This window comes from Paenibacillus sp. FSL M7-1046 (assembly GCF_038007405.1).
Taxonomy (GTDB): Bacteria; Bacillota; Bacilli; order Paenibacillales; family Paenibacillaceae; genus Paenibacillus_AQ.
Genome location: NZ_JBBOXB010000001.1, coordinates 2105174 through 2131969 on the forward strand (window position 1 = coordinate 2105174; position 26796 = coordinate 2131969).

Here is a 26796-nt window from a genome sequence, read left to right on the forward strand (position 1 = left end):
ACTACTCTCCTGTAAGCTCTTTTAGCATGCTTCGTGCCAGCTTGTTATTGCTATCCAGTGCTTTTAGTTGTTTAGCTAGACGAATAACCTTTTCCGTATCATCTTCAACGTTGTAGGCATAAAGAATGCTATCCTCCAGCGCTTTGATTTTTTGCTTCTTCGCTACTGATTTGGCGGTTGCCGCCGGTTTAGTTGTCGGCTTCGACGTTGGTTTGGCTGTTGATTTAGCTGTCGGCTTTGGCGTTGGTTTAACCGTCGGCTGGGCTGTCGGCTTCGGTGTTGGTTTAACCGTCGGCTGGGCTGTCGGCTTCGGCGTTGGTTTAACCGTCGGCTGGGCTGTCGGCTTTGGTGTCGGCTTTTCCGTAGTTACGGGCGGCAGAGCAGCCGCCGACGGGCTGGCAGCAACCGTTGGCTGGGTTGCCGTTGGCTGCACCGTTGCTTGAGCGGCAACGTCAGCAGCCTCATTAGAGGGCTCCGATTCGCCCATCATTCCCCGTACAGTCAGACTGCCGCCGAGCACAATAGCTGCCGCCAATGCAATCAGCATTCCGAGCCGCCATTTCTTGCCTGCCGGCTGGCGCAGTTCTTCCTGCTCCGGCGCAGTTTCTTTCGAATGCTGTTCAGCCAGCAGAGACTGAATCACCTGTATGGAAACTTCGATTTCATGGCGGACAGCGGGATCAGCAACGGGACCGGCAAGCAATGCTGTGTAAGCCGCCAAGGCTCCATGTAGATCCCCTGAACTCTCCAGAATTCTTGCTCTACCCAGCGGTGCTTCATCCCATTCTGACAACTCTTCCATTGGAGTCGGACGAAGAATGGATGGGAGGGCCGCTGAAGTCATTGTTCCTTCCGCCCGGACCTCTTCGGAGGAGTCCGTGTAGCCAAGGCTGACCGATGATAAGGCAATATACCATTCTCCGAATGCCGGACATTGATATAGCGCGTCACTTTCCCATGCTTTACGGAAAAGACCCGCAACCTCGCCGCCGTAATTCTCAGTCAACACTCTATTAATTAAGGCTACTCTATCCTGATCCTCCTCCATCAACCCGGGGTCAAAATAGCTTTCACCCCATGCCGCTTCCCGAATCTCCGGATGGAACCATGCCAGCATCTCCGCGAGCAGGATGCTGCCGGAATAACGATCTGCATACTTGTTCCAAAGATGCTGATAATCACTTCTCCCGGAAGAGTATCCGGGTGATCCCATCGTCATATATTCAGGTCTGTCGAGGTGGACCGCATACATGTGCTCTATGTCGATCAGCTGAATGCATGATTTGACTAAGGGCATAATCTCATGCAGGAGTCCGGGAATCATAACGTTAGAGCCTGATAAATCCCCATGCGCCAACCCTCGCTGCTCCATGAAAGATAACACTTCAGCCAACGATCTGGCGGTATGAAGCGCCGTTTCTTGGGGAATATCTTTCTTTTCCAGTATGAGATCCATCCAGGTCGGACCATTGATCCATGGCATAAGAACAGCATACAACAGCTCCGGGTGACTTCCCAACAGCTGCACGTCCCGCTGAGGAATCAATACATCCCGTTCACAGACCTGAAGTCCATCAATCTTTGAAAAGGCCGCAAGCTGCTCTGACAAATATACATTAGAAGGCTGCCGGAAGACGGGTTTGAATACTTTCAGCGCTTTGGAAATGCCGTCTTGAATGCTGGTGAGTTTATACACCGTACCTTGCCTGCCCTCTTGGCCGTAGGGGATCTCACTCATGAGCGGATGCCCCTGAACAACATAAACCTTCCCATCAATCACTAATTCTTCATTGGTTTCTGGATTGAATGCCATCTCCTTGCATCCTTTCTACATGCGGTTCAATTCGCTGATAACCGTCCTGTACCGCCGTTCACAGCCAAATTTCCTCAGCACTTTGAGCGCCGACTCCGATTTTGATAAACAAATAGGGTAATGTCCGGTCCCCGGAAACGATATGAAAAATGGGAGTCGTCTGGCGCAAATAATTGCTCTCCATATAGTGAAGCAGCTCTCCATAAGCGGTCTCCGTACTTGCTTCATAATCGGCAAGATCACAAGTAGAAATCATCCGGTCGATGCAGAAATAACTGTGGAAATGCATATCTTCTGTCACGTCCAGATAATCCTCGTGGATAGGAATAAAAAATTCAGCATGCATCATTTCATCCAGTGGAATATTGTTTATAGAATAGAATAAGGGACCTTTAATCGTAGCCTTAAGCTTGAATACATCACTCATAAAATCGGATAGCTGCTGCTCCAGATCCTTATAGTAGAAATGATACTTTCTGGAGACAACACTGGTGTACTTTATCGAATCCTTTGGATTTACCACACTATCCCTCCTTAATGACCGGAGCAAAGATATCAATAATTCCATCTCCGTAGACGTCCAGATAGATATTGTAAAAGGGTTCCTCAAGCGTTAGCTGATAGGATTCGGCGCATGACCGCAGAACAGCGTATGACTCTTCGATATCCTCGTCGAGATCAGCGTGTCTGAGCAGCAGCCCGTCTGTAAATTTCAAAGTTTCCGTAAAGTGATAATCCTCATTTCCCTCCATCTCTACAGGTGCATTAACAGGAATGTAGAAGGAATAATCAGCCTCCCCTACGTCCAAATTCAGATTGGAAACTTGATAAATGATCGGACCTGTGCCATATAAGCCACTGCTTACAACGGAATTACGAAGCTCTCTGGCCAGCTGATGCCATTCCTCTATTTTGCAGGTTTTGGTACAACTGATGACGTTATGGAATATAATCGGAGTCCGCTTTATTTTCATGCCTTGTGTCCCCCCCGTGGCTTCTGCTGCTTCGATTTACGCTGGTTGGGTGGTTGGATATGAAAAGATTGGAACCGCCCTTTGCAATATACCAGCAGGAAGAATTCAGGCAGGAACATTGCAGTGAGATACTGAATAAGTACACTAAGCACCAAGGCAATTACAGGCTCAAAGGATGTATAACTGCTGCTATCCGCGAACATCCTAGGCACAAATCCGGCAATAACGGCTCCGAGATAAATAACAGGGAAACTTATGTACGACTTGGACCCTCCAAAATTATATAATCCTTTTTCGCCTCTTCGTAAATGACCCTTTTTTACCCGATGTACTGCCCGCCAGGTGGAGAGGATCAGAAAAAGAATTCCGCCTAACAACATCAGCAGACCGAGTGATGTCATGAACGGCTCCGCTCCCCTGTCTTCACACATAAGAAAATAAACCAAATAGATCTCAAGTGAAAATTTCAGGGAAATGAAACATAGTATATAGGCCTGAATTTTTTGATATTTGTAGGCCAATTTCTCATTATAAAATAAAAGCGCAGCCAGCAAATGGAATGCCCAGAGGACTATGTCTACAATTAAATAAATCATCCATCTCGAATCGGTGTTATCACCATAGAGAACCGCATTAAGCGAAACCGCGATCATTACAGCACTGAACACTAAGGTAGCTATAATAAATACAGATACACCATCAGGACGCAAGCGTTCACGCGCGGCTTCCTTTATTTTAGCGAAGTACTCCTCGTTATATTGCTTTAACATGTAAGCCTCCTACCAGATCAATTTGTTCAAGCCCTTTCCGATGTTTGATACAGCACCACTGATAGCGTCGCAAGTAGCATCAACGGCATCGTTAACCAAATCTTTCGTATGATCGACTACACTTTTCGGCGGCGGACCTCCGAACTTGGCATTGAGGGCAAAGTTTATAGCTACGCCTGTGGCGAGCCCCACTACAGTTCCCAAGGGTGGCACCACAAACGAGCCGATAACGGCACCAGTTGCTGCTGCACCCGCACCGGCGGCAACATCCACCGTGGTGTTTACAGCAAAAGTACCGGTGTTCTTCAAGTTAAAATCCCATTTCCCGCCGTCTCTGAATGTCTCCACAAAGTTATCTCCTACCGCCAGAACCGTCCCGGCCGCACCTAGAAACTTCCCGCCCTTAGACAAGACCGTCGTATTTTTCCAGTTAAAATCATCCCAGAGCGTCATCCCGTCTTTATAAGAAGATTTGAATACATCCTTCATGTTTTGTAATCTGTTGCTTCTTCCATTGATGAATTGTTCTACAGGAGCCAGTCTATTAAAACGGTCCATATTATCTTGGATAACTCCATGGCCATCAACATACAGAGGTATTCCGTCCCCGTTAATTAACCGGTTCACGTATCGCTTCTTGAAGGTTCCACTTTCTCCGCCTAAGAGCCGGACCAACCCGTCTCTATACTCCATATAGTGTCTGCCCGTAACCATTTCCGCATTGACGAGCTGAATGAGAATTTTCCCGTCTTTTTTAACGGTTTTAAACTGCAAATCTTTATACCGGAGTAATGTATCCGAGTTCGTAATGCCAGAGAATACATCATTCACGGCATTGCGGAAGGCCAGCAGAAAGAATGGATCGCCAGCCAATTGAGATTCATACTGGTCTATGGGGTTTGAGCTGAATGACAATCCGACTTTAACCAAATAATCTTCAATATCAAAATATTTTCCACTTTCATTCTCCACAAACTTCTTGAAATTCCCCAGCTTTTCCTGTAAATCCCCCAGCTCTTTACACAGGTTGCCTAACCGGCTGCCTACATCACTTCGCGACAGAACTCTATTGTCAATTTGACCAAGCAACCGGGAAAGTCTGCTCACTGCGTCAGATAAGTCAGAGGTGTACTTAGAAAGATGGGTTGATGCAATTTGAATAAGATTCTCATCTAGGAAAATGGTATTCAATACAGTGTCCTCCCGGCACAGACTTTATTTAGTATGCGAACTATTCTTGAGCTGCTTCATTGCTGCCTCTCTAGCTGCGATTTCTGCTGCCTCCTTCGCATCTTCTTCTTGTCTTATCGTATTTGCCGTAGATATAATATCCGACTCAATCGCTCTAAGACTTGATGCGACCCTTCCAATACTTGTTTGAATCAGTTCCATAGCATGTGTCATATGTATAGTTTCATCTGCATCCCAGCTTTTTCTCAAACTTTCCTTGTACAACTCGAGATTTTCTTTGATTGCGCCCAGAGAAACTTCATGCTGGCCGATCTCCCGGGCAATTCCACTCTCTCTTTGAACATCAATTTTCATATAATCATCCTTTCGCAGGTTAGATTAACTCCCAACCCAAATAAACACTAAATGTGACCTATGTACAAGCTTCCGTGGACCTAATGCATATACAGAATACATAAAAACTTGGTTGATTCATTATATAACCACACAATACATGCATTACTTACATTACCATCAAAAACGACATGTTAAACTGAATTTTGCATATTACGAAAAAAAAGTCCTTCGACGCAACAATAAGGCCGATAAAACCCTTCCGTTTTCCCGTCTTTATTAGAAAAACTTGAAAAACCCTTAGTTTGATATTCTTTGTTGATTTTTCACAAATATGGGGTTATAGGTTGATTAAAACTATCTTATAATGAAATTGGGCCGGGAAACTTCACCCGTTTGTGAACGCGCGTTTATTGCCCTGCCCATCATCCACTTTATAGGAGGAATGGTTATGCAATACGGTCACTTTGACGAAAAAAACAAAGAGTATCTCATTACGAAACCGAATACGCCTGCCCCTTGGGCGAACTACCTGGGCTCGCCGGAATACGGCGCCATTATCTCAGGAAACGCAGGGGGCTACAGTTTTGTAAAGTCTGGAGCCAACGGGCGGCATGTCCGCTACCATTTTAATTCAAAGGACGAGCCTGGACGCTACATTTACGTGAGAGATTTGGAGAACGGGGATTATTGGTCCGGTTCTTGGCAGCCCGTGGGTAAAGATCTGGATCAGTACAAGTCGGTATGCCATCATGGAACCGGATACACGAATATCGTCTCGGATTACGACAATATCCATACAGAATCATTGTATTATGTACCGCTGAACAAAACCTACGAGGTATGGCGCATGAAGGTCCGCAATAATGACTCCAAAGCACGGAAGCTGGCTCTCTTCGGATTTGTTGAATTAACCAACAATAACAATTACGAGCAGGATACCGTCAACCTTCAGTACACGCTGTTCATCTCCCGGACCTACTACAAAAACAATATGATCCTTCAATCCATCAATGAAAACGTTCCCGAGGATCAGAGCTGGAGATTCTTCGGTGCTGCAGGCGCAGAGGTAACCGCTTACGATGGCGACCGGGATACGTTCCTCGGCGATTACCGCAGCTACGGCAATCCGGCTTCCGTTGCAAACGGCCAATGTAGCAATTCATTAAACTACAACACCAACTCCTGCGGTGCTCTGCAGATCAACGTAGAGCTGCAGCCAGGAGAAGAGAAAGAAATCGCCTTCCTTCTGGGACAATATGATGAGAAAGGTGCGTCCGAAATTCTCAGCCACTACAAAGATTTGTCTGTCGTGGACAAGGAACTCGAAGAACTGAAGGCATTCTGGCACAGCAAACTTAACCGCTTCCAAGTCCAGACACCAAGCGATAATCTGAACAACATGATCAACACCTGGAACGCATATCAATGCTTCATCACTTTCATCTGGTCTCGTGCAGCCTCCTTCCAATACTCCGGTCTTCGTAACGGACTCGGCTATCGGGATACCGTACAGGATATTCAAGGTATCATTCATCTGGATCATGAGATGGCCCTCGAGCGTCTGAGACTGATGATTTCCGCCCAGGTCTCCAACGGCGGTGGACTTCCACTCGTGAAGTTTGATCATAACCCTGGGCATGAGGGCACACCAGACGACCCGGAATACGTACGGGAAACCGGTCATCCCCACTATCGCGCTGATGACGCCTTGTGGCTGTTCCCAACCGTCATTAAATACTTAAATGAAAGTGGCAACTGGGGCTTTACAGATGAAGTGATACCTTATTCGGATAAAGGCGAAGGCACGGTGTACGAGCATCTGCGCCAGGCACTTCAATTCAGCCTGGATCGTATGGGTGCACATGGCATGCCGGTCGGGCTTCATGCGGACTGGAACGATTGTCTGCGTCTCGGAGCCAAAGGTGAGTCGCTATTCGTCGCATTCCAGCTGTACATGGCCTTCAAAGTGTTCATGGAAATCGCGCAAAACAAGAACAAGCCGGACGACGTAAAGTGGGCACAGGGCCTGCTTGATGAGCTCGACGGGAACATTCAGAAGCATGCTTGGGAGAACGATCAGTTCGTCCGCGGATTCACCGAAGATAACTATACAATTGGCTCCTGGGAGAATGATGAAGCAAAAATCTGGCTGAATCCGCAAAGCTGGGCCGTATTAAGCGGCGCCGCCCGCCCGGAACAGGCAAAGGTCTCCATGGATAAAGTGTACGATAATCTGCGGACCGATTACGGCACCATGTTATTCTACCCGCCGTTCCGGGAATACGGCCTGCCTGTGGCTCTGATGGCCCTTTTCAACGCCTCCACCAAGGAAAACGCCGGCATCTTCAGCCAGCCGCAGGGATGGCTCATCTTAGCGGAAACCATGATTGGCAACGGTGAACGCGCGTTCGAATACTTCCTGAATTGTAGTCCGGCCAGCATGAACGATAAGGCCGAAATCCGTAAACTTGAGCCTTACGTGCATGGTCAATTCGTCGAGTCCAAAGACAGCCCGTATCAAGGCCGGGCGCATGTCCACTGGCTCACCGGCACCGCCTCGACCGTGATGGTCTCTCTGGTGGAGGGCATCATGGGGATTCAACCGCAGATGGATGGCCTTCGCATCAACCCATGTGTTCCTTCCAGCTGGAATGACTTCTCCATGGTTCGGGAATTCCGCGGCAAGAAGCTGAACATTCAGGTGGAGAACAAAAACGGCGTCCAAAAAGGGGTTACCCATATCGTCATTAACGGCGAAGAAATTCAAGGCGACCTGATCCCAATCGCCAAAATGAAAGCTGAAAACAACGTGCTAGTCATTATGGGATAACGCCCTCCTTCCATTTGATCAGCCAGCTTAGCTCATCATATATACCAGCAGCAACCTCTATCCGCTTCGGACAGAGGTTGCTTTCTTTGGCCCCTAGTGAAATATGAGATGATTGTTAGCCATTCAGTTGCGACATCAGTTCTTTCATATAACGGGTTCCATGGACTTCGTTTTTGGGGCTTACATTTTCAATCCGCGCTAAGTCCTCAGGGGTCAGCTCAATAGTTGCGGAATTTGCATTCTCCTCCAAATATTTGATTCGTTTCGTTCCCGGGATCGGCAGTGCGTGATTAGCGATCGTCCATGCGATAGCCAGTTGTGAAGGCGTGCAATTTTTCTCGATGGCGATTTCCTTGATTTTATCTACAATTTCTATATTCTTCTGGAAATTATCGCCTTGGAATCGGGGCATATATCTGCGCAGATCATTTGCATCCAAATCCTCGAATTTCCGAATTTCACCGGATATAAAACCTCTGCTTAACGGACTGTAAGCGATATGCGTAATGCCGAGCTCTCTGGCAGTGGGGAGAACGTCATCTTCAATGTCCCGGCTCCATAGAGAATATTCACTTTGCAATGCAGAAATGGGATGCACTACATGCGCACGGCGAAGCGTAGAAGCAGATGCTTCAGACAGGCCGAGACTGCGTACCTTGCCTTCTTTAACCAAGTCAGCCATAGCGCCAACGGTTTCCTCGATGGGAATATTGGGGTCTACCCTATGCTGGTAGTAGAGATCAATATAGTCTGTGCCTAACCGGCGGAGACTTTCTTCTACGGCCTTTTTTACGTAAGCGGGATGACCGTTCAAACTTTCATAGTTAGGGGTATATGCGAATTTGGTTGCAATAATTGCCTGATCCCGGCGGCCTTTGATAGCTTTCGCAAGAAGCTCCTCGTTGTGCCCATTTCCGTACACATCGGCCGTATCAAGCAGATTAACTCCGATTTCTAGCGAGCGGTGAATCGTCTTGATGGACTCCTCATCATTGGTTTCTCCATACATGCCAGGAGACATGCCCATAATTCCCAGGCCAATTATAGAAACGACTATATCGCTGTTTCCTAGTGTTCTTTGCTTCATAACTTGATACCTCTCCATCTATTCAATATTATTGTTTGCTGGCACTATCCATTTGGCTCAGCAGTTTACTTTCAGAAGGAAGTCTCCCTTTTTCTATCTCCTCGTAGATGACAAGCTTATTGTCCACTGCTTCAAGTGCTTCAGCAAGCTCGTACTGACGCCGCTGCAAATCCTCTTTATATTCGCTCAGAATCGCTTTTCTCTGCGGAATGGTTGAATCGCCGTCTAAAGCAAGGCGGACCATATGCTTCAATGTAGATATCTTCATTCCTGTTGCCCGGAAGCAGGACATCAGTCTCATCCAATCCAGGTGTTCTTGCTCAAACTGACGGTTTCCATGCTCATCTCTTTGAATATAAGGGAGCAGCCCCTCCTTCTCGTAATAACGAATTTTATGTGCAGGGCAACCTAGCCGCTCCGAAGCCTCTTTTATGGAAAAAGACATGATGGTGACACTCCTTTCATGCTCGTATTTGGATGTAATCGACCGGGTCTTTTTCAGCTTAAGGGTTAATGTGTACATTAAGGCAACCCCCCAATTTAATAGAGAACCGATAAAATTTTAATCCCATGAACCGGACATAATGACAGCAATACACAAGGAATCGGCAGAGTAGACTTTTGAACAGACTAGAGAGTATGCTTGGTGTTCATATGTTAGCATAAGGCTATTGTGTTTTTATTTATTTTTTATTCAGCGGCACATCCGTGTAATCAGCAAAGGAGACCTGTATATGAAGTTACATACCACGAAATATATTAAATTTCCTTCTGGCTTTTGGTCCGGATTACAGCAGTTAGGGATTGCTCCAAGGGATGTAGCTCGGCAAGCCGGGCTGCCGCTTACCGTAATTACTGAACCTAAAGTCACTGCCGCAGAGTATTTTGCGATCTGGCAGGCTTTTTCGGATCTCATAGGGGATATTGCCAAAGCGATCATTGGACTTGTATCTGTCTTTGAATCGGCACAATTCCCGCCTGACGTCTTGGCCACTTACCACGCCCGTGATTATCGGGATGCTCTTTGCCGCATGGCCAGGTATAAACAAATGTGTCCCCCTGAAAGGCTGCTTATCATGGAGGAGGGTGAGGAATGCACCATCGAGCTGGAGTGGCAGCATACGGAAGAGCCCGGTCCGGAGGTATTGGTCGGGATCACACTGGCGTATCTTCTGGAACTTGGGCGCCGGGGAACAGGCAAAGCGTTGAATGCACGAAGGGTCGAATTTTCGCGTCCCATGGGCGATGTGCAGACGCTGGAGGCTTATTTCGGCTGTCCAATCCAAATCGGTACCAGCGGGAACCGGCTCACACTGCGGCGCCAAGACTTGGACATTCCTTTTGCAACGTATAACGAAGAACTGCTGGAAATTTTGACACCTGTCTTAGACCGGACGCTGAATGAAAAGCAAAACACTACTTCTATTACTGAGACAGTAAAATGGATCATCAAGCGGAGCCTTATGGGAGGGCTTCTTGACATACAGTCTGTCGCAAAGGAGCTTAATATGAGCGATCGGACGCTGCAGCGCCGGCTAACTGAAGAAGCCACGAGCTTCAAGCATCTGTTAACGCAGGCCAGGCATGAGCAGGCAAGGGCATATTTGGCCGACCCGTCACTGGATATTAAAGAAGTAGCTTGCCTAGTGGGATACGAGAACCAGAATTCGTTTTACCGCGCATTCCGTATATGGGAAGGCGATACGCCCTCTCATTGGCGTTCGGAGAATGTAGGCTCTCACAATAAGTAAAATTTAAATAAATTGGCGCGTGATGCAAGAAGATTGGCGCTGTGAGCTAGTTACTGAGCCGCCCAAACAAGGTATTATAATCCCTATCGGAACGCAAGATTATTCTTGAGGTTCTATATAACTTCATTTAGGGGAAATGTATCATGGATATGGGATTACACAATAAAACAGCTTTAGTTACAGGTTCGACGAAGGGTATCGGTAAAGCCATTGCTATTGAACTGGCCAAAGAAGGCGTGAATGTACTGATTAATGGAAGAAATTACGAAGAGGTAGAACAAACGGTAAACGAAATTCGTTCGAAATTCCCGGCTACTTCTCCTCAAAATGCCACTGCAGATATTGTGGATGTTACGCAGAGAGAAGCCTTGTTTGAAAAATATCCTCATGTGGACATTTTGGTTAACAATATGGGCATATATGAAATCATGAGTTACGATGACGTAACCGATGAAATATGGGATAAATACTTCCGTACGAATGTGCTTGCTGCAAACGGATTATGTAAATTTTATCTGCCTAAAATGCTGGAAAACAATTATGGACGCATGATTTTTATCGCGAGCGAAGAAGCCGTAATGCCTTCAGGTCAAATGCCGCAATACTGCATGACCAAATCAATGCTGCTCTCACTTTCAAAAAGCTTATCAAAATTAACCATAGGAACGGAAGTGACCGTCAATACGATAATGCCTGGACCAACACTTTCTGAAAATGTGCATCAGATCATTGAGGGAGTCTACGCCGATGACAATATAACGTTCCCCGAAAAAGAGAAAAAATTCATGGCCGCAAACCTGCCTCAGTCTGAGATTCAACGGTTTATCAGACCGGTCGAAATCGGAAGACTAGCAGCTTTTATATGCAGTCCTTATGCTTCAGCATTTAAAGGTTCTCCAATCCGTATGGACGGGGGAATGGTGCCGACGATTTATTAAAGGATCACTGTGTTACAACGGGCAGCTGGCCAGATTGATCTGCTGCTCGTTGTAAATTAAACGGAATTGATATAAGAGTTCATCGTCGTACGATATCCGTGTTCAAAAGTATGTTGGCAGAAACTGTATCAATCAGCACCTTCTCTAGCTTTAGCTCTCTCCCCCTAAACACAACTGTCATACTTACGATGGAAAGCCCATAAATTCGTTATATTCATCTTGGTTCTCTAATCACATATCTTCCAAGAACGACCCATTCATTAGGAAAACACTCCTGAACTTCATCCCATCGCATCTTGGACACCTCTGGTTCAATAATTACTATCACTACAGCATATCGGGTTGCAAATTTCGGTTTATTCTCGTGAAAAACAAAACCATCCACCTCAATGGAAGAAAAAGACACCTTGATTGGTGCGGAAATCCCTAAAGAACAGGGCTTTCGCCATTCTTAATCATCGACTAGAATTTCAATCATCATCGCCGCTCCGGTCTTGAGTCCGCACACAAACGCAGCCGTCATATCCATCCCCTGCACTTGCGAATACAGCTCCAATAAAGACTCCAGTTCCTCAAAATCTCCTTCGGACAGCTTGCCTTTCCAAATTTCTATAGACTCGATGATTTGTTTGTTTAACGGGCGATAATTAGAATCTTTGGGAATAACGTGCTCGTTAGGGAACAAACTACCGTGGTATAGGGATTCGAGAATGCTTGGCATGGGGGCCTCCTTTTTGGGGCACTTAATCAGTTTCATTTATACATTACTGTCAACAGTTACGTTTTGATATTTAAGACAACTTACCCAATGAATATAATACATTTTTGTAGAAATAGATTTACCTGCTCATTTTAGTGCAAATTTAGAGGCATTCTCTACTCCATGTTGTGAAAAAAAGAATAATAAACTTCAGTTCGGTACGCATATACGTACCAAGCACAAACTCATTATACGGTACGCTTATACGTATAGTCAAGGTAAAACTCGGAACAAGTGAGGGGATTAAGGTGGGGAAAAGAGTTGTAGTAAAAATATCTGAATTGACCAATAAGCATAAGATTTCGCTGCGGCAATTGTCCAGAATATCCGATGTTCGACATGCAGCATTGAGTGAGTTAGCTAACGGGAAGAGAGAAAGTATTAGCTTCAGTCATATAGTTAAAATTGCAGAGGCTTTAAATATCGAGGATATTCGTGAGATTATTGACTTGGTTGATGCTGAAAAAGATTGAGACATAGCAACGCTTGAGATTTCTTCAATAAGAAAGGAGCATCCGCTCAATTGGATGCCCCCTATTATTTACTTTCTCAAACTATTGATCTCCCGCTCCGTTAACCCAGTAGCCTTAGCAATGGTCAATATGTCCAGATTCAAGGTCAGCATGTTCTTTGCTACCTTCTTTATACCTGCCATTTTTGCACTTCCGAGCATAGATGCCTCATCATGCAGATACTTCTGTCTGGCCTCATACAACCGTCTGGCGTCTGAATCCTGACTCACATATTGCAGGGTATCCATCGCCTTCTCCAAACCCGGCTCATTCATCTTCAGTACCTCCCAATACCTTTCAAAAACAAGAGCCAATTGATCAATCCGCCTTCAGATGGAACACTAACCTCATCCAGTTTCGGCAGCTCCAAGAAATGGACCTCAATGCCATCAATCAAAGATATCCCAGTCCGGCCTTCCGCAGGTGAAACACATTATGATACTGCTCGTTCTTCAGGAACGAATGGATTGTTTGTCTAGTGGATCATCTTTATCTGTATAGGGATTCTAGAATTTGTTAATTGTACCTCATTCCTTGATATCTTCATACTTTCCCCGGGTCTATTAGTGCCAGCAAAAATCATCATTACAGACTCTGGTTTAGTCATGACTAACAAGCTCAGTGCGATTTCCGGCTACATCGTAAGTAATCTCGAATTTTTGCCCGGTGGCGTCTTCACGTATCCGCTTGCCATCTTTTATATAATAAATGGAGGCTCCAGCCTTTTTGGCCTCTGCGACTGCATGCTGATTGGCCCTTTTCAATAACCGTTGCAATTCTTCACTTTGGGGCAGCATTAGGATAGCACCTCACTCGGATTTCGATTTTTACGGTTAAATAATTCGTCCGTATAAGCTACTCAAAGTCTTCTTCTTCATCCAAATGTCCTAAATAGTCATTATACGAATCCATCATATCAAATCCAAAACCCCAGCCAATATCCTGACTGCTCAGCATTAACCGGTTGCATCGATCTACAAACTTGTCTTCTAATTGATTGTCTACAATATGCTTTAAGGCTTGTTCATATATGCTTGCTATAGTATGGTAAAATTTTTGATCAATGTCTCCAAATGAAAGCGTGAAGTCCACTCCACATTCAACTGTAAAAATCATGATTTCTGCAATTTGCTCCTTGTTGTTTGAAACATTACTAAAATCCTTTATTGCTTTCTTCATAATCGGGTACCGCAAAATCTCCCCCTTATGATGGCCGAATTCCTTCTCAATAATTTTCTTGTACTTGGCTAAGACCTCCCCTTGATCAGGAAATAACACTGAAAAATAATGCTCCTGAATGATCGGGTATTTCTTGGCCATATTCAAGATTTCAGCTTCAAGTTCTTCCCTCGTAAGATTGTTCAAATGCTTTTTAATGGTTGAGTTTCTTAATTTCAGCATTATGATGATCTCCTTAATCCGGTGATAATTCCTAGCATTATTACTCTGCTGCTTACAAGGTATAATAATTAAAACACGAGGGCTAATCAATGGACAATTTGGAGGACAAATATAACGCGGCTCTAGCACATATTGAAGAACTTAAGCTGGAGGTCGCCCGGTTAAAAAGTCTGCTGGGGCTTACGGTTGAGGAGAATAGAACAGATTACAGATATTGAATTATAAAAGAAACTAGGTATCTATGAAGAAGTATTGAAATTCATTAAAAAGCTTGAGCGCGTAAGTATCAGATTCTCAAATAGTGATTATTCAACAATTGAAAGAGATTTATATTTATGAAACAGTATAAAAATAGCCGTTTCTCCAAAACGGAAAAACGGCTGTGATTTTTTAAAAAGAACCTACACAACACACTAAGGCTGTATAGATCTGATCTCACTTTCACTAAGCGCCGTTGCCTTAGCTACAGCTGCATAATCCATCCCCATTGCCAGTAAATTTCGAGCAACTTGTATCTTACCCTCAATAATTCCAGCGGATTTCGCCCCTTCAACCATAGATGCCTCATCATGCAAATACTTCTGTCTGGTTTCATACAATCGTCTGGCGTCTGAATCCTGACTCAAATATTGCAGGGTATCCATCGCCTTCTCCAAACCCGGCTCATTCATCATCAGTACCTCTCTCTCAGGTAAAAAGACTTGTTTTATTGTATTTTCAAGTGAAAAAGGAGTTGCACCTAATTTATAGCTCGAATCTGACTTCATGCTATTTCGGATATTCATTAATCGTATCCTTTTATCTTAATATTATAATGCCAGAAATTTACTTATCCTTAAAATCCATGTTTTTTATTATTAATATAACAGAAAATAAAATCAATAAAGAAAATCCAACTAATGACAATAGGTCAGTAATTGAAACTAACAACACACCAAATATATTTTCACCATAACCACTTTTAAACATACCAAGTTTTGCGTAACTAAGTAGTGGATGATTTAATAAAGTAAGTACAAGACTACCCAAAATGCAATAAACTAATTTCACATTTTTCCCCATTAAGACTCCCCCCCTTTTTATTATTAATACAAAACAATGATCATAGTTATTATTTATATTTTTCTGAGAAAGGACTTCTTCAACATATAACTCATTACTACAGTAATCACATGAAAAACATACCATAATTTTCCTTTGTTTGTCGATGCATAGTAAGGCCGAATGTACATAACAGGAAGCCAATAGTAGAAGATCTCCATCCTTGTTTGAAAGAGATTGTACAAAAACGCCTGGGAATTCACTGTATATCAGAGTTGCTTGCGTCCGTGATAGCTTCGGCTGTATATACTTGAAATACAAGTGAAACTGATAGGAAAATAATACGTATTACTACCAAATTCCCATTTTAATACATATATTAAAGGAGTTACTTGCTATGAAATGGTTTGGTATCATCCTTGTACTTCTATCTACGCTTGGAGTTAGCGCGATTTTTGGGTTTACGCTCTTTTCAATCTTTATAGGTATCAGCGGTGGACTTATAACTACATTTGCGATAGGAGGCTATTTAAAGTCAGTACAGAACGATTACCAAGACGAAGATATTAAGTATTAATCAAAACTATACTACCTTGTAAGTAAAGCTCCTCCTTTAATGACGGGGCTTTACTTATCATTTGTAAATAGTTATTCTTTGATATATCCTTTGCCTGCTTCCGGATTACTTACAATCCCCAGCACTACCAAGATACCCAGAACCGCATTCACGGCCGCTGTACCCTCATCTTATTTTCAAGGGCCAATTATAACCCGAATATCACACCAACAGTCTGTACGCCCAGTAGCACGGCTGCCGTCAAAGATACCCACACTATAATTACTCCATTTGTTGTTCATTTATTAATCTCCTTTACTAGTGAGGGCCATTTCAAAAAAAGTATTGGAAACGAAAAAGAACCTGCTTCTCTCCGCCGATGAAGGCAAAAAAAGACAAGTTCTTCAAGAATACGTTGACCGAGTAGTTATTCAGCCGCCCAAAGTTATCAATCGCTTTGACGCTGAAATCACATACAGGGTTTTTAGCAATGGAGCCGAGGGGAGTCGAACCCCTGTCCGAAGATAACGGCACATAAGCTTCTACGAGTGTAGTTACAGTTTTGATGTCATCCTAGAAGCCCCTTTACTCGAACCCATCGTTATTATGATCGTTTCGCCTAACCATCTCAACATTGCTTGACTGTCGATAACTAGTACTATATAGTACTAATATGAGAAAAAATATACTTAGCAATAAAGACATTGCGCTGCAATCAGCTTTCACACTGTTTCTTACCAAGGGTTTTCAAGCGACAAGCATGGACGACATAGTCACACATAGCAAAGTCTCAAAAACCAATATTTATTACTATTTTAAGAGTAAGGAGGAACTGCTCCTCACTATCGTTGGGCAGTTAATTTCACATTATGTGCAACGTATTAATCAAATCCTGTCTCAAAGTGAGACTACTGTTCTAGAAAAGTTTGAAGCGTTACTTATCATCCTAACCGATAATACGGAACAAAATAATTACCTTGGCGGCTGTCCGTTCCTAACCCTTTACACGCAAACACCTCTTGAAGCTATCGAAGTCAGAGATCGAATCAAAAGCTTTTTTGAACAGCAGTTTCAGGCCGTTGAATTGATTGTAGCCGAAGGGATTGCGAAGCAAGAATTAAAGGCAGAACTTCCTGTCAAGCAAACGGCTGCACTCATCGTCTCCTCTATTGAGGGTGCTCTTTTCTTAGCTCAAGCTTCTAATAATCCAGATATCATCAAAGCCGTTTATCCTGCTTTAGCTTCATTGCTAAAGTAATTTTTTTAGTCACATTAGTACTAATTAGTACTAAAAATAATAAAGGAGGATTTCTATAATGAATATCTTTTTAACGGGTGGAACTGGTTTTATCGGAAGACATCTGCTCTCTGAATTGGCTTCTCAGCACCAAGTTTATGTACTCGTTCGTCAAAAAAGCCGTTTGCATGCAATCGTAAACCAATTACCAACCGAGCAACAGTCTAACATTTTGCCCGTCATTGGTGATCTAACCAAATTCAGATTAGGTTTAGATGATACGGAATATAAGCAAATACTTGCCACGGATCTGATCATCCATGCAGGCGGCCCCATGAATATCGGGTTAAGCCTCAGTGAAGCAGAGCAGTCATTTCTCTATCCAGCCAAATCTCTTGTTCAGCTAGCAAAAGATATTCACTACGCAAAAGGTTTAAATCATTTCATCCATGTCGCAGGTTTCATGAGTCCTTATCATGAACAAAATGCAATGTCGGATATGGATCACCTGCTAGATAACGAACCGCCCTATGAAAAAATGAAATTTCTAGCGGACTCCTATATACGTAAATCTCTTCATCCTATGAACATCCCATTATCTACAGTTAATCCTAGTGTGGTTGTTGGGAATTCCTTCTCAGGGCAGACCGAACAGCTTGGAGGTCTTAGTATTTTAATAGACGCCGTGAGGCGAAACCTTATGCCGCTCGTTCCAGGTGGCGACGACTACTGGTTGCCCATGGTACACGTTGACCATGTTGCCTCATTCATTGCAAAACTTGCTCATACAGAAGGATTATCAAGTAATACCTACTATCTATTAGATACTAAACAAGGTAGTCCATCAATTCGAGCCTTGATTCAACTCATTGCAAAAGAACTGCAAACAGCCAAGCCCTTAGGAAGGGTATCGCTTCCGTTATTAAAAACCATTCTTGGAATAGGTGTTGGGAAGCTCCTTGGTATTCCAAAAGAGTCCATGAACTTTCTTGTAAAATCAGAATTTCCCGTCAACACTAAATTAGAAATTGAACAAACGAGTGAGATGAAATTTTCCATCGTACCATCTACACTGCCTTTTATAGTTAGCGATCTGGATTATCGGTTAAATCATTTAGGAGTGAATCGGCAGGAGGGCTTTTTTCAACGAAGAAGAACGGATTTAATCTCATTGGAAAAAGATATGCATGGCATACCTGTTATTTTTCTTCATGGGACGTTTAGCGGTGCGGATGCCCTATTGGCTATCGCAGGATCCTTAAGTGATGTTAATACATGGCTCATTGATTTGCCTGGATTTGGCCGCACTCCATACCACCATGAACCTTCTGTTATAGAAGGCTATGTAGAAAGTGTTACAGCCATGATTATCGAGTTGAACAGACCCGTTATATTGGTTGGCCATTCATTTGGCGGTTTGATTGCCGCCCGAGTCATGCAACGCCAGCCATCACTGATCCATCAGCTCATTATGCTGCAGCCTGTTTTGCATCCTGTAAAATCTAAATACAGAATTCAAGGTGTTACAAAACTCATTTTAAAATATGTGAAGCCTGCCAAACTGAAAAGAGAGCTTCTTCAAAGCAAAAATTTCATAGCATCCAGCAAATTTTTAGAGGATTATGTACATGATGTGGTTCGCGATTTAAAATCACCCCGCATCCGCACGACTAACGCCGCGGTCATGTCATCGTTAACTCAATCGAAGTCCATTCAACTGGATCCTCAGAGGTGGGATGAGACCAAAGTCAACATATTATGGGGACACATGGACAAAGCACATCATATTCCAAAGTCATATGAACACCTTGATATTACTCGTATTCCATATGGCCATCAATTTCCTATTGAACGCCCCGAACAAACGGCCCAATGGATTCGTCAGGTTTTGAAAGTATGAAGCGGTCTTTCTGGTACAAATAGCATTACATGTATCTGTTAAAATTCACCATCACTGATTCTGCTCTCTAAAACAGCAAAAACCCCGACCTCATGCGGTCGGGGTTAAGCATGGTGGAGCCGAGGGGATTTGAACCCCTGTCCGAAGATCACGGCACATAAGCTTCTACGAGTGTAGTTACAGTTTTGATGTCACTCTAGAAGCCCCCCGTAACCGGCTATACGTTGGGTCAGCCTGATTATCTTCTTCTGCTGACCCCAGGCGGAGATGAGACAGCGTATCCCACTACTTGTTAGCCCCTATCCCAGTCACATGGGCTTGAATTTATTTCTCTGCATACTATAAGAGATATCTTGTATACTCTCAGGTTTATATTCTCTATTTTCAAAAACAGCGTAATCAACTTTTATAGCTTTACCAATTAATTGTGTATAATCTTCACAAACACGTAAATAAAGCTCTCGAAAGCGTTTTAAACTAAGATAGCAATCTCTATAAAGCTCAACAAGAATTTCTGTCCCATGAGCTTCATAAATCGGAACTTTAATTTCTGTCCTTGGTTGAAGTAGCTTGGATTTTGCATCTCTATCTATCTTTTCCGCACTTACCATCTCAGCATTAATTAGTGATTGAGGTACATGTGCTGCCCAGTTCCTGAAATCCCGGAGACGATCTAACATTGTGGTATACCTAGTATCCAAGGGTTTTAACGTAGATGCAAAATTCTCTTTCTTAATGAGCTTTCTAAATGTCACATAAGAAATAGCGTCTGTTTGTGTGTCAGCAAACAAGTTTACAATTCCAAGCCCTGCCCCTGTCGTCATGTCCATATAAGAGTCATATATCTCTGAGGGTAGCTTGTCTACATATAAGCCAAATTCAATTGTTGGGCTTGAGTTTAAATCTGAATGATTATCCAACTTTTGTTTGAGTTCAGGAAGATCAAGTATAGCATCTAGAATTTATTCCATCTCTACTACATATCGTTCAAACCTTCGCATTTTTCCTGCAATGGAGATGATAATATATTCAAGGTAATATGCATAATGATTTTTAGTTGTCAGTTTGAATTGCTTATGTATATTCATACTGGTTCTCCTCTTTTAAACCTTTTTTTCTCACCCTCTGCACATGACTACTAATTTTCAGTTTGATAAATTAAACGAAGCTCTGCCGACAATTGCAACAACTCCTTCAATATATTGGAATGAGATATACTAATATTCCCATACCACAAATCGACTGTCAAAGCATTTACCTAATGAGATCTATAGACCTAATAAACGTATCCTTAACCATTGTAATATAGGAAAAGCCCTCATTGACTTACAACGCCTTAAGATCACACTCAATCTGCCCTAAAACATTAGCAGTTTCATTTACTTCATTCCACAATAACTTTCTTTTTTCTTCAATCTGTTTTGAAATATGCAGCAACTGAGTATACCCAGCGTTTATGTTCATGGCGGTTCACGCAGCACAGAATAAACCCTATTAGAGAGGCTCATGCTATTCATGGCCAGCACTGCTCAAAAACCCAGTGATATCAAGGATTTTCAACCGCAATGTACCCTTAATTATCTCCTGAAAACATGAAAAAAGACACCAGTTAAGGTGTCTTTCAGATACTCCATATGGAGCCGAGGGGAGTCGAACCCCTGTCCGAAGATAACGGCACATAAGCTTCTACGAGTGTAGTCACGGATTTGATGTCACCCTAGAAGCCCCCCGTAACCGGGTCCCCTTCGGGTCAGCCTGATTGTCTTCTTCAGCTCACCGCAGGCGGAGATGAGACAGCGTATCCCACTACTTGTTAGCCCCTATCCCTGTCACATGGGCGATGCAGGGTAGAAGCACGCACACAGTTTCTTAGGCTGCGAAAGCGTAGTTTGTTTGTTGTTTGCCGTTTAATAGGCTTTAGCGTTGATGAAGCGGACGCGTCCCCACTACTCGCTACTCATGCTCGAACTACCCCCGTCGAATCCAAGAACGGCCCCTCATTAAAAGGGCGCTTCGGATTAAGCGGACCAGCGAGCAAAAGTGATCCGATCCACAGTCTCTTCTTCAAGAAGACTGCAAAGAAGCATTAAGCTTTACTTACACAGTATAGCACATTTATCAACACTTTAACACGAAGGTTAAAGGAATTGAAGGTGGAATCTGGAACATCGGGCAATCTCCTGCCCGGGCTTATCTTGCGATCTTTTGCTTGTCGCGCAGCACACGCTGAATATCACGCTGAGCATCACGTTTTGCGGCAGAATCGCGTTTGTCGTACTCTTTCTTCCCTTTACCGAGGCCGATCAGCAGCTTGGCGTATCCGTTGCGGACGTACACCTTCAGCGGCACGATGGTGAATCCCTCACGCTTGGACTGTCCCAGCAGCTTGTGAATCTGCTCTTTATGCATCAGCAGCTTGCGCGTACGCGTCGGGTCGGTAGGATTGGAGCGGTTCCCTTGTTCAAAAGGGCTGATATGCATGTTGTGCACGAAAATCTCACCGTTTCGAATCGTCGCGAAAGCATCGCCAATATTCGCGCGTCCATTACGCAGCGACTTGATTTCTGTGCCAGTCAGCACCAAGCCTGCTTCGTAAGTATCCTCGATGTAATAATCATGGGAAGCTTTTTTGTTCTGGGCGAGCACTTTCCCGTCTGCTTTTTTACCCATGAGAGTCACTCCTTGAATCGTATTCCTAGGCAGAGATAATCAGATCGCCTTAACAAGCAGGTAAGTTTGATTATCCAAACGTCAGATCTATATTGTATCAAAAGCGCTCCGGGGAACGCAAGGAAGCAGCGCCCATTCACCATCAGGCATTTTGACATATGTATGTCAGTAAGACGCGCTTTGGAGGTAATTTATATACAATATGATGGATAAATAGAAAATACAGCCTGGCCCAACACCACGTAGGATATAAATGGGATGACGTTAATCCCAGTGTAGGGAGACTTTGACTTGGAAGTTTATGCATTCCTTTTGCGGGGAACCCCGAACATAAAATTCTTTATTAGCAAAAAGCGCTGCTCCCTTCAAGGGGAACAGCGCCTTTATCATCTCAGCTTACTCCTGAGGTTTTTTCTTCTTTTTCTTTCGGCGTACTGCGCCTTCCGCATTGCTGCCTTTGTCGCTGCGCTTAGCGGCTACCTTGTCGGAGGTCTCCACGTTGCCTGGAGTGACGGAAGGGCCAATAAACACGCCGCTCTTGTTCTTCTTCTTGCGGCGGCCCTTATCCTTGCCTTCTGCGCTTCCGCTGCGGCTCTCGAACCCGCGATCCTCCCGGCTGCTGAACCGGGTGTTCGCATCAACGCCGCGCAGCTCGCCTGCACCTTGCTCGCCTGAGCCCCCGGCTGGCGCGCCGTAGCCGCCCTTGCCGGAGCCGAAGCCGAAGCTGATGCCGCGTCCCCCGGCACCGCCTCCGGCCTCTCCGCCGCGGCCACGTCCCCCGCCGCTGCGCTCGCGCGGCGCACTGCTGCCGCCCGCTTCGCCGTTCAGGGCGGCGTAAGCCCGGCGTGCGGCCTCTGCAGGGCCGCCGCTGCCACGCTTGGCGCGTCCGCCTGCAGGCGCGCCGCTACCGGCCGCCGCGTCTGTACGCGGCGTTTCCCAGGCGCCGGTTCCCACCGCGCCGGACTTGCCTCTGCCGGCGTTCAGCGCGCCGCCTGATTTGCCCTTGCCCGCGCCGACAGCGCCGGGCTTGCCTTTACCGCCGGTGCGGCCCTTGCCGCCGGCTTTCCCGCCGGACGGCTTGCTGAAGCCGCCGGCACCCGGACGGCCGCCTTTACCGCCGCGTCCGCTATAGCTGCGATGCTCGCCCGCCGCACGCGGCTTCATGTCGACCAGCTCGAAGTCGATCGTGTGGTCGTCCATGTTGACCTTGGCGACGCGGATCTTCACCTCGTCGCCAATACGGAACACCTTCGAGGTGCGCTCGCCGATGAGCGCCATATGAGCTTCGTCGAAGTGGTAGTAATCATCGCTCAGCGCGCTGAGACGGATTAAGCCTTCGACGGTATTTTCCAGCTCGATGAACATGCCGAAGCTGGTTACACTGCTGATCATCGCCTCGAATTCCTCGCCGACCTTATCCTGCATATATTCCGCTTTCTTCAGCTGCTCCGTATCACGCTCTGCTTCCACTGCTACGCGTTCGCGTTCAGAGGACTGCTGCGCGATGTCAGGCATCCGGCTGGACAGGTAATCATGACGCTTCTGGCTTAGGGCTCCGCCGTTCTCGATCACCTCGCGCATCACACGGTGAATGACAAGGTCCGGGTACCGGCGGATCGGCGATGTGAAGTGGGAATAATATTCCGCCGCAAGTCCAAAATGGCCCGTGCTCTCCGCATCATACTTAGCCTGCTTCATGGATCGCAGCATCATCGTGCTGATGACTGTCTGCTCCTTGGTGCCTTGAATGTCCTCCAGCAGGCTCTGCAGCGCGCGGGGGTGGACAGAATTGCCGCGTCCCTTGACGTGGTAGCCAAAATTGGCGGCAAAGGCCATAAAGTTCTGCAGCTTCTCCGGGTCCGGATCTTCATGTATCCGGTAGAGGAACGGCACTTTTAGCCAGTGGAAATGCTCGGCTACCGTCTCATTGGCCGCCAGCATGAACTCTTCGATAATTTGCTCGGCTACTGAACGCTCACGTTTTACGATATCAACAGCTTTGCCGTTCTCGTCGACGATGATCTTGCTTTCTTCAAAGTCAAAATCAACCGCTCCCCGCCGCATCCGCGCATCGCGCAGCTTCATGGCCAGTTCCTTCATCAGACGGAAATCCCCGATCAGCGGACTGTACCGCTCCAGCAGCTCCGGATCTTCGTCTTCGACGATTTTGCGGACATTGGAGTAAGTCATTCTTTCTTTGGTGCGGATTACACTCGTAAAGACATCATGCTTCACGACCTTCATATGCTCATTAAATTCCATCTCACAGGACATCGTTAACCGGTCCACCTGCGGGTTCAAACTGCAAATCCCGTTAGAGAGACGGTGCGGCAGCATCGGAATTACCCGGTCCACCAGATACACGCTGCATCCGCGGTCATAAGCTTCCTTGTCGAGCTCCGAACCTTCGCGCACATAATAGCCGACGTCGGCGATATGGACGCCCAGCTTGTAATGCCCATTCTCCAGCCGCTCCACATTGACCGCATCATCCAGATCCTTGGCATCTTCACCGTCGATGGTGACAATGTTAAGCCCGCGCAAATCGCGGCGTCCCTGCTGGATAATCTCTTCATCGGTAATGGAATCCGGCGCCTGCTCCGCTTCGGTCATCACTTCAGACGGGAAAGCCTCAGGCAGCTGGTGCTTACGGATTACGGATAAAATATCAACACCCGGGTCGTCCTTATGTCCCAGAATTTCAATGATTTCCCCTTCAGCCGCAGTGCGGCCTTCCGGGTAATTTACAATGCGGACCACAACCTTCTCACCGTCAACCGCTCCCTTAAAGGACTGCTTCGGAATAAAGATATCGCGGTTAATCCGCTTGTCATCCGGCAGCACAAAACCATAGGTCTCCAGGCTTTGGAATACCCCAACAGTCTGGAGCACTCCTCTTTTCACGATCCGCACCACTTCGCCTTCCATCCGCCCGCCGGACGGGCTCTTCGAAGTAATCCGCACCAGTACGATATCCCCGTTCATCGCACCCTTTAAATCGTTGGCGTGTACATACACGTCGGGATGATCACGGTCGTCCGGGATTAGAAAAGCAAACCCCTTCGCATGTGCCTGCAGCCGTCCGCGCAATAAATCCATCCGTTCCGGCACGCCATAACGGGCATTCCGGGTCAGCACGACTCTCCCGTCCTGTTCAAGCTCCAGCAGCAAATCCTCGAACGCTTTAAACGACGCGCTATCCTGCAACTCGAAGTGGCTTACCAATTCGTCATAAGTGAGCGGTTTATAAGCGGTCTCCCGCATAAAATCAAGCAATATTTCCTGTGTTATCAAGTTAGTCACCTCGGCCCTCCGCAGCCTTCAAGCGCTGCTGGCATATATGTATGTCTTGTCCTGCTTCACCCGAAATCATTCAAGTAAAATTTACCTTTATATACTTCATACCCTAGTATACACGAAATCAATCCAGAGCATCCCTGTAATGATTATCACAAAGTTAACGCAGTCCAAAAAATTGCACCAAAAAAGCCCACGCCCCATTCTATTCAGAACAGTGCGAAGGCTTATTGTAGACGTCCTAATCAACTACAATGGCAACAACGATCGCCATAATGAAGAATCCAGCTGCCAGTGCAACCGTTACACGCTGCAGTACAAGCTCCATACCGCGTGCTTTAGTTTTACCGAAAAGATGCTCAGCACCGCCGGAGATGGCACCGGAGAGACCTGCGCTTTTCCCTTTTTGCAGAAGAACGACCGCAATCAGACCGACGGAAAAAATCAGGAGAACTACTTTCAAAAAGATATCCATTCACTTCCACCTCCTACGTCCAAGCATCACTATCTATGCTAAATTAGGTTTTACGTTTCATAAACAGCATTTTTATTTTATCATAGCTACCGTATGAATACAACCTTCTGACTACGAATCTAGTTTGGAGATACCGAGTGTCAATCTCCTATGCCTGTCTCCTGAAAAACATAAGAGTCAGCAATAACAGCGCGGAAATCACAATGATAGGAACACACATAAAGGCATAGGCAATCCCTTCCCAGCGCCCAATCACTGAAAAACTGAGCACGAGCAAGATTGCACCGCCAACCAAGCCGACAATCCCCGGATAAAACGTGAGCCCGGAATGCAGTCCCCGGATTCGTGTAAAAACTAAGCTTATGATTACAATCAGTATTCCAATCGCAATCCCTGCCACAATAGCATTCATTCAATCCACTCCTTCCAATTATCTACATTTATAGAATACCTATTCAGAGCGGCAGATGCAATTTCAAATCAAAACCACCCGTCAAACGGGTGGTTTGCTCTGAGGCTATAAGCCTCTGGTGCCGGCTAGCGTCTAAAGGCGCTGGCTTTCACTTCGTTCAAGCTACTATGCCTTTGCCTCTTTTGCCTACCCCTGAAGGGGTGCTTGGACTACCGGCTACCCCTTAAAGGGGTTTTCGTACTCTTTCACACTCAGCTTATCCAGCGCAATATCGTGACTTTCCTGCTCTTGGATGTATTTCTTAATTGTTGCCTCGTTGAGTCCTACGGTGCTTACGTAATAGCCTTCCGCCCAAAAATGACGATTTCCATACTTATACTTTAAATTTGCATGCTTATCGAAGATCATCAGCGCACTTTTCCCTTTTAGGTATCCCATAAAACTAGATACACTCATTTTCGGTGGGATACTGACCAGCATGTGGATATGATCTGGCATGAGGTGTCCCTCGATAATCTCTACCCCTTTATAGCCACAGAGTTGCTTTAGGATATCACGGATACTTTCCTTGTATTGATTGTAGATCACCTTTCGTCTATACTTTGGGGTGAATACGATATGGTATTTGCACATCCATTTGGTGTGTGCCATGCCTTCTCTGGCTTGTGCCACAAAAAACCACCTTCTCCTTTCGTTATACATAGTAGCTTGAACACTCCTATTATAACGCTCGCATCAGGTGGTTTTTTGCTATAAGCATCACTACACCACCCGCATAGCAGGTGGTTTTTTGTTTCGCACGCTTCGCGTACTCAACTGGCTAAAGCCATAATAAAAAAGAGCCT

General features: G+C 45.4%; 27 protein-coding genes, 2 other RNA genes and 1 pseudogene. 8 read left to right on the plus strand and 22 right to left on the minus strand.

The genetic code is table 11. From position 1 onward, the window contains the following. Position 1: 1 nt before the first annotated feature. The 6 genes from NYE29_RS08970 to NYE29_RS08995 are packed head-to-tail and all read right to left on the minus strand — an operon-like array spanning position 2 to position 5102. Positions 2-1813, minus strand: coding sequence for a hypothetical protein (locus NYE29_RS08970; protein ID WP_340895508.1), 1812 nt, complete (start codon positions 1811-1813; stop codon positions 2-4). A 58-nt stretch (positions 1814-1871) separates the two neighbouring features. Beyond that, entirely contained in the window at positions 1872-2336 is a 465-nt protein-coding gene (locus NYE29_RS08975) for a DUF5085 family protein (RefSeq protein ID WP_340895510.1), read from the minus strand. Between the two features lies 1 nt (position 2337). Further along, entirely contained in the window at positions 2338-2787 is a 450-nt protein-coding gene (locus tag NYE29_RS08980) for a DUF5085 family protein (RefSeq protein ID WP_340895513.1), read from the minus strand. Further along, positions 2784-3557 (minus strand): hypothetical protein, encoded by a 774-nt coding sequence (locus tag NYE29_RS08985; protein WP_340895516.1) that lies wholly within the window; start codon positions 3555-3557, stop codon positions 2784-2786. The genes NYE29_RS08980 and NYE29_RS08985 overlap by 4 nt, the downstream gene beginning before the upstream one ends. A 9-nt stretch (positions 3558-3566) precedes the next feature. Next, positions 3567-4748, minus strand: coding sequence for a hypothetical protein (locus tag NYE29_RS08990; protein WP_340895518.1), 1182 nt, complete (start codon positions 4746-4748; stop codon positions 3567-3569). Between the two features lie 24 nt (positions 4749-4772). Further along, positions 4773-5102: a hypothetical protein gene (locus NYE29_RS08995; protein ID WP_076113457.1), complete on the minus strand. Its 330-nt coding sequence runs from the start codon at positions 5100-5102 to the stop codon at positions 4773-4775. 430 nt (positions 5103-5532) lie between these two features. On the opposite strand from NYE29_RS08995, the gene NYE29_RS09000 reads away from it, so the two are divergent. Next, positions 5533-7914, plus strand: a complete 2382-nt coding sequence (locus NYE29_RS09000; RefSeq protein WP_340895520.1) for a GH36-type glycosyl hydrolase domain-containing protein — start codon at positions 5533-5535, stop codon at positions 7912-7914. Between the two features lie 115 nt (positions 7915-8029). On the opposite strand, the gene NYE29_RS09005 is transcribed toward NYE29_RS09000, so the two are convergent. Both NYE29_RS09005 and NYE29_RS09010 read right to left on the minus strand, forming a co-directional pair. Continuing rightward, positions 8030-9001, minus strand: coding sequence for an aldo/keto reductase (locus NYE29_RS09005; RefSeq protein WP_340895523.1), 972 nt, complete (start codon positions 8999-9001; stop codon positions 8030-8032). 28 nt (positions 9002-9029) lie between these two features. Next, positions 9030-9524 carry a MerR family transcriptional regulator gene (locus NYE29_RS09010; protein WP_340895526.1) on the minus strand — a complete coding sequence of 165 codons (495 nt, stop codon included), beginning with the start codon at positions 9522-9524 and terminating at the stop codon, positions 9030-9032. A 211-nt stretch (positions 9525-9735) separates the two neighbouring features. On the opposite strand from NYE29_RS09010, the gene NYE29_RS09015 reads away from it, so the two are divergent. Both NYE29_RS09015 and NYE29_RS09020 read left to right on the plus strand, forming a co-directional pair. Next, positions 9736-10752, plus strand: a complete 1017-nt coding sequence (locus tag NYE29_RS09015) for an AraC family transcriptional regulator (RefSeq protein ID WP_340895528.1) — start codon at positions 9736-9738, stop codon at positions 10750-10752. 143 nt (positions 10753-10895) lie between these two features. Continuing rightward, positions 10896-11690, plus strand: a complete 795-nt coding sequence (locus NYE29_RS09020; protein ID WP_076113461.1) for an SDR family NAD(P)-dependent oxidoreductase — start codon at positions 10896-10898, stop codon at positions 11688-11690. Between the two features lie 451 nt (positions 11691-12141). Here NYE29_RS09020 and NYE29_RS09025 read toward each other — a convergent pair whose 3' ends face one another. Next, positions 12142-12411 (minus strand): DUF6809 family protein, encoded by a 270-nt coding sequence (locus tag NYE29_RS09025; RefSeq protein WP_076113463.1) that lies wholly within the window; start codon positions 12409-12411, stop codon positions 12142-12144. 287 nt (positions 12412-12698) lie between these two features. Between NYE29_RS09025 and NYE29_RS09030 the strand changes: the two genes are divergently transcribed. Next, a complete protein-coding gene (locus tag NYE29_RS09030; RefSeq protein WP_340895531.1) occupies positions 12699-12923 on the plus strand; it encodes a helix-turn-helix domain-containing protein in 225 nt (74 codons plus the stop codon). 68 nt (positions 12924-12991) lie between these two features. On the opposite strand, the pseudogene NYE29_RS34555 reads toward NYE29_RS09030, so the two are convergent. The 3 genes and pseudogenes from NYE29_RS34555 to NYE29_RS09045 all read right to left on the minus strand — a co-directional run. After that, positions 12992-13427 (minus strand): annotated as a pseudogene (locus tag NYE29_RS34555) (Rpn family recombination-promoting nuclease/putative transposase); the annotation flags it as partial. A gap of 134 nt (positions 13428-13561) precedes the next feature. Then, positions 13562-13759, minus strand: a complete 198-nt coding sequence (locus NYE29_RS09040) for a hypothetical protein (RefSeq protein WP_340895534.1) — start codon at positions 13757-13759, stop codon at positions 13562-13564. 58 nt (positions 13760-13817) lie between these two features. Next, positions 13818-14363: a DUF6155 family protein gene (locus tag NYE29_RS09045; protein ID WP_340895536.1), complete on the minus strand. Its 546-nt coding sequence runs from the start codon at positions 14361-14363 to the stop codon at positions 13818-13820. An 89-nt stretch (positions 14364-14452) separates the two neighbouring features. On the opposite strand from NYE29_RS09045, the gene NYE29_RS09050 reads away from it, so the two are divergent. After that, positions 14453-14581 carry a hypothetical protein gene (locus NYE29_RS09050; protein ID WP_340895538.1) on the plus strand — a complete coding sequence of 43 codons (129 nt, stop codon included), beginning with the start codon at positions 14453-14455 and terminating at the stop codon, positions 14579-14581. A gap of 195 nt (positions 14582-14776) precedes the next feature. On the opposite strand, the gene NYE29_RS09055 is transcribed toward NYE29_RS09050, so the two are convergent. Beyond that, entirely contained in the window at positions 14777-15148 is a 372-nt protein-coding gene (locus NYE29_RS09055; RefSeq protein WP_445322159.1) for an Rpn family recombination-promoting nuclease/putative transposase, read from the minus strand. 40 nt (positions 15149-15188) lie between these two features. After that, positions 15189-15425, minus strand: coding sequence for a hypothetical protein (locus NYE29_RS09060; protein ID WP_340895543.1), 237 nt, complete (start codon positions 15423-15425; stop codon positions 15189-15191). A 376-nt stretch (positions 15426-15801) separates the two neighbouring features. Between NYE29_RS09060 and NYE29_RS09065 the strand changes: the two genes are divergently transcribed. Then, positions 15802-15981, plus strand: coding sequence for a hypothetical protein (locus tag NYE29_RS09065; protein ID WP_340895545.1), 180 nt, complete (start codon positions 15802-15804; stop codon positions 15979-15981). A 467-nt stretch (positions 15982-16448) separates the two neighbouring features. Here NYE29_RS09065 and ssrA (NYE29_RS34560) read toward each other — a convergent pair. Then, positions 16449-16580, minus strand: a transfer-messenger RNA (tmRNA) gene (ssrA, locus tag NYE29_RS34560). Positions 16581-16633: 53 nt separating this feature from the next. Between ssrA (NYE29_RS34560) and NYE29_RS09070 the strand changes: the two genes are divergently transcribed. Next, positions 16634-17218 carry a TetR/AcrR family transcriptional regulator gene (locus tag NYE29_RS09070; RefSeq protein ID WP_340895547.1) on the plus strand — a complete coding sequence of 195 codons (585 nt, stop codon included), beginning with the start codon at positions 16634-16636 and terminating at the stop codon, positions 17216-17218. A 58-nt stretch (positions 17219-17276) separates the two neighbouring features. Then, on the plus strand, positions 17277-19097 hold the full coding sequence (locus tag NYE29_RS09075; protein ID WP_340895549.1) for an alpha/beta fold hydrolase: 1821 nt from the start codon (positions 17277-17279) through the stop codon (positions 19095-19097). A gap of 308 nt (positions 19098-19405) precedes the next feature. Here NYE29_RS09075 and NYE29_RS09080 read toward each other — a convergent pair whose 3' ends face one another. The 7 genes from NYE29_RS09080 to tnpA all read right to left on the minus strand — a co-directional run bounded on the left by NYE29_RS09080 (position 19406) and on the right by tnpA (position 26653). Further along, on the minus strand, positions 19406-20017 hold the full coding sequence (locus tag NYE29_RS09080; RefSeq protein WP_340895551.1) for a hypothetical protein: 612 nt from the start codon (positions 20015-20017) through the stop codon (positions 19406-19408). Between the two features lie 712 nt (positions 20018-20729). Then, positions 20730-21094, minus strand: a transfer-messenger RNA (tmRNA) gene (gene ssrA / locus NYE29_RS09085). Between the two features lie 193 nt (positions 21095-21287). Continuing rightward, the gene (smpB, locus tag NYE29_RS09090; protein WP_038584698.1) at positions 21288-21767 is read right to left on the minus strand and encodes an SsrA-binding protein SmpB; all 480 of its coding nucleotides are present in this window, start codon (positions 21765-21767) and stop codon (positions 21288-21290) included. A 396-nt stretch (positions 21768-22163) separates the two neighbouring features. After that, positions 22164-25061 carry a ribonuclease R gene (gene rnr / locus NYE29_RS09095; RefSeq protein WP_340899669.1) on the minus strand — a complete coding sequence of 966 codons (2898 nt, stop codon included), beginning with the start codon at positions 25059-25061 and terminating at the stop codon, positions 22164-22166. 244 nt (positions 25062-25305) lie between these two features. Beyond that, entirely contained in the window at positions 25306-25539 is a 234-nt protein-coding gene (gene secG, locus NYE29_RS09100; protein WP_038584695.1) for a preprotein translocase subunit SecG, read from the minus strand. 148 nt (positions 25540-25687) lie between these two features. Beyond that, the gene (locus tag NYE29_RS09105) at positions 25688-25951 is read right to left on the minus strand and encodes a hypothetical protein (protein WP_340895554.1); all 264 of its coding nucleotides are present in this window, start codon (positions 25949-25951) and stop codon (positions 25688-25690) included. Between the two features lie 216 nt (positions 25952-26167). Next, positions 26168-26653, minus strand: a complete 486-nt coding sequence (gene tnpA / locus NYE29_RS09110) for an IS200/IS605 family transposase (RefSeq protein ID WP_438495773.1) — start codon at positions 26651-26653, stop codon at positions 26168-26170. Between the last annotated feature and the right edge of the window lie 143 nt (positions 26654-26796).

Bases quoted from the DNA above. Each gene is read 5' to 3' on its own strand.
- tnpA (WP_438495773.1), bottom strand. From the start codon at position 26,653: ATGTATAACGAAAGGAGAAGGTGGTTTTTTGTGGCACAAGCCAGAGAA.
- NYE29_RS09050 (WP_340895538.1), top strand. From the start codon at position 14,453: ATGGACAATTTGGAGGACAAATATAACGCGGCTCTAGCACATATTGAA.
- secG (WP_038584695.1), bottom strand. From the start codon at position 25,539: ATGGATATCTTTTTGAAAGTAGTTCTCCTGATTTTTTCCGTCGGTCTG.
- smpB (WP_038584698.1), bottom strand. From the start codon at position 21,767: ATGGGTAAAAAAGCAGACGGGAAAGTGCTCGCCCAGAACAAAAAAGCT.
- NYE29_RS09075 (WP_340895549.1), top strand. From the start codon at position 17,277: ATGAATATCTTTTTAACGGGTGGAACTGGTTTTATCGGAAGACATCTG.
- NYE29_RS09065 (WP_340895545.1), top strand. From the start codon at position 15,802: ATGAAATGGTTTGGTATCATCCTTGTACTTCTATCTACGCTTGGAGTT.
- NYE29_RS09005 (WP_340895523.1), bottom strand. From the start codon at position 9,001: ATGAAGCAAAGAACACTAGGAAACAGCGATATAGTCGTTTCTATAATT.
- NYE29_RS09070 (WP_340895547.1), top strand. From the start codon at position 16,634: ATGAGAAAAAATATACTTAGCAATAAAGACATTGCGCTGCAATCAGCT.
- NYE29_RS09105 (WP_340895554.1), bottom strand. From the start codon at position 25,951: ATGAATGCTATTGTGGCAGGGATTGCGATTGGAATACTGATTGTAATC.
- NYE29_RS08995 (WP_076113457.1), bottom strand. From the start codon at position 5,102: ATGAAAATTGATGTTCAAAGAGAGAGTGGAATTGCCCGGGAGATCGGC.
- NYE29_RS09045 (WP_340895536.1), bottom strand. From the start codon at position 14,363: ATGCTGAAATTAAGAAACTCAACCATTAAAAAGCATTTGAACAATCTT.
- NYE29_RS09055 (WP_445322159.1), bottom strand. From the start codon at position 15,148: ATGAATATCCGAAATAGCATGAAGTCAGATTCGAGCTATAAATTAGGT.
- NYE29_RS08970 (WP_340895508.1), bottom strand. From the start codon at position 1,813: ATGGCATTCAATCCAGAAACCAATGAAGAATTAGTGATTGATGGGAAG.
- NYE29_RS09015 (WP_340895528.1), top strand. From the start codon at position 9,736: ATGAAGTTACATACCACGAAATATATTAAATTTCCTTCTGGCTTTTGG.
- NYE29_RS09000 (WP_340895520.1), top strand. From the start codon at position 5,533: ATGCAATACGGTCACTTTGACGAAAAAAACAAAGAGTATCTCATTACG.
- NYE29_RS09060 (WP_340895543.1), bottom strand. From the start codon at position 15,425: ATGGGGAAAAATGTGAAATTAGTTTATTGCATTTTGGGTAGTCTTGTA.
- NYE29_RS09025 (WP_076113463.1), bottom strand. From the start codon at position 12,411: ATGCCAAGCATTCTCGAATCCCTATACCACGGTAGTTTGTTCCCTAAC.
- NYE29_RS08985 (WP_340895516.1), bottom strand. From the start codon at position 3,557: ATGTTAAAGCAATATAACGAGGAGTACTTCGCTAAAATAAAGGAAGCC.
- NYE29_RS09020 (WP_076113461.1), top strand. From the start codon at position 10,896: ATGGATATGGGATTACACAATAAAACAGCTTTAGTTACAGGTTCGACG.
- NYE29_RS08980 (WP_340895513.1), bottom strand. From the start codon at position 2,787: ATGAAAATAAAGCGGACTCCGATTATATTCCATAACGTCATCAGTTGT.
- NYE29_RS09040 (WP_340895534.1), bottom strand. From the start codon at position 13,759: ATGCTGCCCCAAAGTGAAGAATTGCAACGGTTATTGAAAAGGGCCAAT.
- NYE29_RS09010 (WP_340895526.1), bottom strand. From the start codon at position 9,524: ATGTACACATTAACCCTTAAGCTGAAAAAGACCCGGTCGATTACATCC.